Here is a 6,792-nt window from a genome sequence, read left to right on the forward strand (position 1 = left end):
CTCCTGTTGCCTACCGCTGGACGCTGCCAACAAAGCATCGCCCGTTCGGAAGAACCGGCAAGACTGACGTTTCCACAGTTCCGGACCGGATCTGCGCCATCACACATTCGCTGCCGCCCAGCACTCCGACTTCGACGGCGTCGGCGGCCAGACCGGTGGGGGTTTTGGATGCTGAAACTTCGACGGCGGCCGGGGCGAAGCCGGCGGTGGACAGGCTCGCGCGGACCTGCTCACGGCTGGGCTGCGGGGTGGCGGCCACGAGCGACTGCAGCGCCGCGGCCACGGCACCGGACGCGGCGGAAGGCGCCGCGGTCGCGGACGCGGAGGGGGTCGCCCCGGTCACGGCCGGGGAAGGAACGCCCGCCGCCGCCGGCGCTGCTGCTGCGGGCGCCGCGCTCACCGGGCCGGCCTGGCTGGAAGCGCCGGACGGGCTGGAGGACACCGTCGGGGCCGGGGCCGAGCACGCAGCCACACCGAGCAGCAGGGGCAGCACCAACGCAACAAGCCCCGCGGACCGGCGGCCGCACGGGCGGCGGGGCGGGGCGGGGGCTTGGGAAGTCACCAAAACATCCTCCCATACCGGGACTGGCGCACCGGCGACGATGACGCGCCCGCCCGCGGCTTGGCGAACGCGGCTTGGCGAACGCGGCGGACATGCCCAGCCCGCGCGCCCATGAGTGGACATATGGGGACTATGTCCATTGCTGGCTGCAAGAGTGGCGCATGTCCCCCGCGACCGGGGGTCGTGCCCGTTCCGCTTACGCAGGGGTCTCCGTGGGCGGCCCGTCCGGCACCGACCGCTCCGGGTGCCGGAGCTCCCAGACGTCCGCCGCGGCGCCGTGCGGCAGCTCGAGCTGCCACTCCTCGCCGGGGCCGGGGTAGGCGCGCAGCGTCGCGGGCACGGAGCCGTGGCGGTAGACCTCCACGATCGAGGCATCCACGAAGATCCGCAGCTCATCGCCGCCGGCGACGGTGTCGGCGAACACGGTCCGCCGCTCACCCGCCGCGACGAGGACCAGCCGCAGGGTGCCCTCTCCCCCAAGGACCCTGACCTCCGCCCCGGCCGGCAGCACGAGGGTGCCCGCCACGCCGCGGTGCAGCCGCTCGCCGCGGTAGGTGCGGAGCTCGGGGGCGGGCTCGACGGCGAGGACCCCGCCACGCACGGACAGCTGGCGCGGGAAGGTCAGGATCCCGGCCCAGCCGGCGTCGTCGATCTGTTCCTGGCTGCGTCCGGGGCCCTCACCGTCCGCCAGCTCGGCCGACCAGCCCCAGAGTAGCGCCCGGTCCGGCAGCGCGAGGATTTGCGGGGCGTAGAACTCCTGCCCCAGGTCGGCTTTCCCGCCGGCTGCGGGGGTGAACACCGGCAGCCCGGCGCCGTTCGCGGCCAGCGAGCCCAGGAGGTAGCCGACGCCGTTGGGGTGGTCGTGGTCGTCGGTCCCGAGCCAGAGCGAGGCCATCAGCAGCCAGGTCTCCGCGCCGGAGGAATCCGGGACGCGGACCAACTGCGGGCACTCCCAGATCTCCGCGGGCAGGTGCCGGACCGCAAGCGGGTCCTCCGTGCTGAACCAAATCCCCTCGTACTGCCAGTGGCGCAGGTCCTCCGCGCTGTACAGCAGGACGGCGGCGTGGCCGGACGCCAGCCCGGCGCCCTGGAGCGCGAAGCGGCGGCCCCGGAAGCTGAAGAGGAACGGGTCCCGGACGGCGGTGACCTGCGGGTCCGGCGGGACCTCGGCCGCGACGTGACCGTCCTGGGTCCACGTGCGCAGGGACTCATCTCCCCGGGCCAGGACCACCCGGGAGTGGCCGCCCACGGTGTCGACGCCGGAGTACGCGGCGGTGGGGACGCCGCCGTCGTCTGTCACGACGCCGGACCAGCAGCCCAGCGCGTCCGGGCCGCCGGGCTGGGGCCGGAGCGCCACCGGTTCCTCGTCCCAGTGCACCAGGTCCGGCGAACTCAGGTGCCCCCAGCAGATGCTCCGGTGCCGGGCCGAGTCCGGGTTGTACAGGAAGAACACGTGGTAGCGGCCATCCGCGTAGCTCAGGCCGTTGGGATCGTTGATCCAGCCCTGCGCGGGACGCGGGTGGAAGCGGGGGAAGGCTGGGTCCGGATGCATCGCAACGGTGTCCATGGCCAAACACTACCCGCGGCGCGGGCGGAGAGGCTGCCCGCCGGGCAGATCAGGGCGTATGCGCTCCCGGCGTCCGCCCTGATCTGCCCGGCGGATGCTCCCCTCAGAAAGTTCGCAGGCTTCTGTGGGAACCTGTTACGGATGAGTTTTCGGCAGGATCGCACCAGCACACACCCGGCTCCGGAGTACCCGCAGCCGCCGTCCCCGCGCGCCGCGCGCGCCCGCGGGGCCGCCCGCGAGGCCGCACCCGGCGACCCGGCATCAGACCCCGCCGGACGCCAGGGCCGCGGCACCGGGTTCCTGTTCCTGCTGGCCACCCTGGTCAGCATGGCCGCGCTGGCCGGGACCTACTACTTCTTTGTCCGCACCACCACGGGACAGTTCATCGACGAATCGGCCCTCGTGGAGGCGGTGGAAATCCACGGCGCCGCCGGCAAGGCCGCCAACAAGCTCCTCGACTGGCTGCCCGCACTGTCGCTGCTGATCGCCACGGTCATGGTGCTCATCGTCACCGTGCTGAAGCGGCGCTGGGCCGCTGCGGGGATCGCCGTCGCGGCCTGCGTGGGCGCCAACGTCGCCACCCAGATCCTCAAGGACATCGTCCCGGTCCGGCCCTACACCGGGGTGGAGACCCTCGAGCTGAATTCGCTGCCCTCCGGGCACACCACCCTGGCGGCCTCGGCCGCGGCGGCGGTGTTCCTGATGGTCTCCCCGCGCTGGCGCCCGCTCGCCGGGTTCCTGGGCGGCAGCTTCGCCGTCGCCACCGGGGTGTCCACCCTGATCAACCAGTGGCACCGGCCCGCCGACGTCGTCGCGGCGTTCCTCGTCGTGGCGGTGTTTATGCTCCCGGCGGGCTGGCTGATCATCCGCAGGGGCCCGCGCTGGAACGTCTGGGACGGCTACGGGGAACACTGGGCCTCCTCACCGCTGTGGCTCGCACTGCCGGCGCTGCTCGGGCTGGCCGCTGCCGCCGTGGCCGCCTTTTCGCTGCTGAGCGTCGCCGCCGGCACGGGCCAGGACAGCGGCACCACGAACTATTTCTGGGCCGGGACCGCGCTGATCGTCATCGCCGGCTACCTCGCCACGGTCAGCGGCGTGTGGCTGTTCGGGCATGCGGCCCGACGGCGGAGCGCACCCCGCCGCTGACCGGCGCCGCCCGTCACCCGGACCCGGCCCGGGACCCGGCTAGTCAGCCACCGTCGTCGCCCGCGGCACCAGGACCGGCGGGAGCAGCGTTGAGCTCGCCGTTTTGCCGCCGATCTCCTGCAGCAGGGCCTCGACGCTGAGCCGGCCCATGGCCTTCAGATCCGAACGCACTGACGTAAGCGGGACGGGCAGGTTGTCGGCCAGGATGAGGTCGTTGTAGCCGATGAGCGCCACGTCTTCGCGCAGCCTTTTTCCGGCGGCCCGGATGGCACCCATGGCACCAAGGGCGGTGAGGTCGTCCACGGCAAAGATCGCCGTGGGCGGCTCGGGCAGCGCCAGCAGCTGCGCTCCGGCCACGCGGCCGGCAGCCGTGCCGAATCCGGTGCTCACCACATACAGCTCCTCCACCGGATAGCCCGCGGCTTCGAATGCGCGCCGGAAGCCCTGGGATCGTTCCCGTCCGGTGCTCGCCAGCAGGTCCCCGGCGATGACGCCGACCCGCTTGTGGCCTAACTCCAGAAGGTGCTGCGCGGCCAGCCTGCCGCCAAGCTTGTCGTCGGTCGCCACGGAGAGGTGCCCCTCCAGCCTGCGCATCACGAGCACATAGGGAACGCCGCGGCTCTGCAGCTCGTATCCGGCCGTGTCGCCGATATGCGAATCCCCAATGATCACCCCGTCCATCCGCCGGGACAGCATGGCATCGAGCCGGGCCCGGCGGTGCTCGGGATCGTCGTAGGTGTTCGCTACCACCGTGCTGTAGCCAGCCGACTCCGCAGTCGCGTCGATGCTCTCGTAGATCGTGGCGAGCGCCAGATCGGTCAGGCGGGGAACCAGCACGCCAATCAGTCGTGAGGTTCCGGTCCGGAGCCCGGCGGCGCCCAGGTTGCGGTGGTAGCCGAGCATCGCAGCGAGCTCGCGCACGCGCCGGACGGTCTCGGTACTGATCCCCGCGGGGTCGTCGCTGAGCGCCCGGGAGGCGGTGGAGACATGCACCTGGGCGTGACGGGCCACCGTGGCCAGCGTGACGGGCTTGGAGCGCCCGGGTGCGGGTGAGTCGGCGATGGCGGTGCCCCCTTCGGGTGTTGTAAGAAGTCTAGATCCATCCGGAGGAAATCTCGTGCAAAGGTTTGCGTCATTTCGCGACGGAGGCATGCCCCTCAAATTCTAATCACGAAGAAACCTTGACGAAACAACAGGATTCTAGTGTGATGTACGAAACATTCCCCTCCGCGTTGTTTCGTAACGAGCGCAGCGCAATCGATTGCATAACCCATCATTCGTTCGGACCGACGCTAGACGAAGGAGCCCGATGCTCGATCTCACCGATCAGAGCCAGGAAGCCGCCGAACGACTCGGCAACGTCATCCTGGAACTGGCCAAGTACCGGGATACGACCCGGCCAGGTTGGACCAGGGAAGTGTTCAGTGAGGTGTACCGGGAATCCCGGCAGTGGGTTTCCGAACGGATGGCTGCCGCCGGGCTTGAGGTCCAGGTGGACACCGCCGGCAATATCGTCGGCCGTTTGGCCGGCACCGATCCCAACGCCCCGGCGCTGGTGACCGGTTCACACACGGACACGGTCGACGGCGGCGGTCGTTTCGACGGCGTCGTGGGGGTGTTCGGCGCATTGGAGGCCGTGCAGCTGCTCCGGGAATCCGGACAACGGCTCCGCCGCGACCTTCTGGTGGTGGATTTTCTCGGCGAGGAGTCCAACGCCTTCGGCCTCAGCTGCCTGGGCAGCAGGGCCATCGCCGGAGAACTAACCCGCACCGACCTGGACCGGCAGGATTACCGCGGCGTCAGCCTCGGGCAGGCGTACCGGGACTTCGGGCTCGATCCCGGAGCCGTGCTCCAGACGCGCTGGGCCCGTACCGCACCGCTCCATGCCTTCATCGAGCTGCACATCGAACAGGGCCCCACGCTGGAACAGCGCCAGCTGCCGCTTGGCATCGTCACCGCGATCACGGGGATCGAGCGGCTCGTGGCAACCTTCACGGGAAGCCCCGACCACGCCGGCACCCGGCCGATGAATGAGCGCAAGGACGCCATGGTCGCCGCGGCCGAAGCGGTGCTCTCGGTCCGCCGCGAAGGCTGCGGCGCCCCCAACCATGGGGTCGCCACCACCACCCGAGTCGAATCCGAGTCGCGGTCGCCCAACGTGGTGCCATCCCTCGTCCGGATGACCAGCGAAGTCCGGAGCGTCGACAGCACCTGGCTCAGCGGGGTCCGCGGCCGGCTGGCCGAGGAGATCCTGGCCAACGCCCAGAACCTGGGGGTCGACGTCGAGTTCGACTGGTCCACCGACAACCCCGTGGTTCATGCCCACGCCCGAATCCACGACGTCGCCGCCGCGGCCGCCGATGCCATCGGCATTCCGTGGATGCCCATCCCCAGCGGGGCCACCCACGACGCCGTTCACATGGCCGCGCTGGCGCCGATGGGCATGATTTTTGTCCCGTCCAAGGCCGGCAAGAGCCACTGCCCGGAGGAATGGACCGATTTCGCGGACATTGCCACCGGCGTCGGCGCCCTGGCGCAGACGCTGACCCTGCTCGACCGCACCGAGCTGGCACCCGCAGCCCTGAACTGAACCGACTGGACCTGGCAACTGAACCGACCTGACCTGAGCTTCACCGACCCAGCAGCACGCCACTCCCTTATCCGCTCGCATCCTCATCCAGCATCGGAGCATCCATGACTACTGCAGAAACTCCCGGGGCCTCCACGGACATCCTCTCAATCGCCAACATCCCCGTCCTGTGGGTTCTAGCCATCGGTGTCTTCGGGGCCATCATTCTCCAATCCGTCGTCTACATGCGCGCCGCCAGGAAGGCCGGGCCGGCCGCGGATATTTCCCAGACCGAGTTGAAACAAGCATTCCGTGCCGGGGCCGTGGCGGCGATCGGCCCGTCCCTCGCCGTCGTGCTGGTCAGCATCGCCCTGATGACCCTGTTCGGGACTCCCGCGGTGCTGGTCCGGATCGGCCTGGTGGGTTCCGCAGCCACAGAATCCGCATCGGCGAGCCTCGCAGCCACCACCATGGGGGCAACCCTCGGCGGCCCGGGTTACAACCAGAGCGTCTTTGCGGTGGCGTTTATGGCGATGAGCATGTCCGGCGCCATGTGGATGATTTCCACGTTGATCCTCACGCCGATCCTCCGCCGCGGTGACTCGAAACTGCGCAGGGTCAACCCGGCCCTGATGGCGATCGTTCCCGCGGCGGCTCTGATCGGGGCGTTTGCCAGCCTCGGCATCGCGGAGCTCGGCAAGACACCTGTGCATATCATCACGGTCATCGTGTCCGCCCTGGTCATGGGCATCTGCCTCGCGCTGGCCAAGAAGTTCGACGTCGCGTGGCTCCGGGAATGGGGACTCGGGATCTCGATCCTGGTTGGCCTGTTTGTCGCCTACGCCGCCCACACGTCCGGCATGGCTGCCTAGGTGTAATAACCACGGACGTTGGTGACGGGCGGCGTGGATAGGTGACAAAAAGAAGACCTCCGGGTGGAGTGGGGCT

6 protein-coding genes are annotated in these 6,792 nt (G+C 69.9%); 3 read left to right on the forward strand and 3 right to left on the reverse strand.

Annotated features, from left to right (window positions below; genetic code table 11):
• Positions 1 to 10: 10 nt before the first annotated feature.
• On the reverse strand, positions 11 to 562 hold the full coding sequence (locus BJQ90_RS13110) for a DUF6993 domain-containing protein (RefSeq protein ID WP_226760694.1): 552 nt from the start codon (positions 560 to 562) through the stop codon (positions 11 to 13).
• Between the two features lie 196 nt (positions 563 to 758).
• Positions 759 to 2,129, reverse strand: coding sequence for a glycoside hydrolase family 32 protein (locus BJQ90_RS13115; RefSeq protein ID WP_226760695.1), 1,371 nt, complete (start codon positions 2,127 to 2,129; stop codon positions 759 to 761).
• Positions 2,130 to 2,270: 141 nt separating this feature from the next.
• Between BJQ90_RS13115 and BJQ90_RS13120 the strand changes: the two genes are divergently transcribed.
• Complete coding sequence (locus BJQ90_RS13120; RefSeq protein WP_226760696.1) at positions 2,271 to 3,275, forward strand: phosphatase PAP2 family protein; 1,005 nt, start codon at positions 2,271 to 2,273, stop codon at positions 3,273 to 3,275.
• A gap of 39 nt (positions 3,276 to 3,314) precedes the next feature.
• On the opposite strand, the gene BJQ90_RS13125 is transcribed toward BJQ90_RS13120, so the two are convergent.
• Positions 3,315 to 4,286, reverse strand: coding sequence for a LacI family DNA-binding transcriptional regulator (locus BJQ90_RS13125; protein ID WP_319004635.1), 972 nt, complete (start codon positions 4,284 to 4,286; stop codon positions 3,315 to 3,317).
• Positions 4,287 to 4,584: 298 nt separating this feature from the next.
• Here BJQ90_RS13125 and BJQ90_RS13130 point away from each other — a divergent pair, with 298 nt between their 5' ends.
• Complete coding sequence (locus BJQ90_RS13130) at positions 4,585 to 5,865, forward strand: M20 family metallo-hydrolase (protein WP_226760698.1); 1,281 nt, start codon at positions 4,585 to 4,587, stop codon at positions 5,863 to 5,865.
• A gap of 104 nt (positions 5,866 to 5,969) precedes the next feature.
• Positions 5,970 to 6,716 carry a DUF5058 family protein gene (locus tag BJQ90_RS13135; RefSeq protein WP_226760699.1) on the forward strand — a complete coding sequence of 249 codons (747 nt, stop codon included), beginning with the start codon at positions 5,970 to 5,972 and terminating at the stop codon, positions 6,714 to 6,716.
• Positions 6,717 to 6,792: the final 76 nt, after the last annotated feature.

The organism is Arthrobacter sp. SO3, assembly GCF_020532825.1.
Lineage (GTDB): Bacteria > Actinomycetota > Actinomycetes > Actinomycetales > Micrococcaceae > Arthrobacter.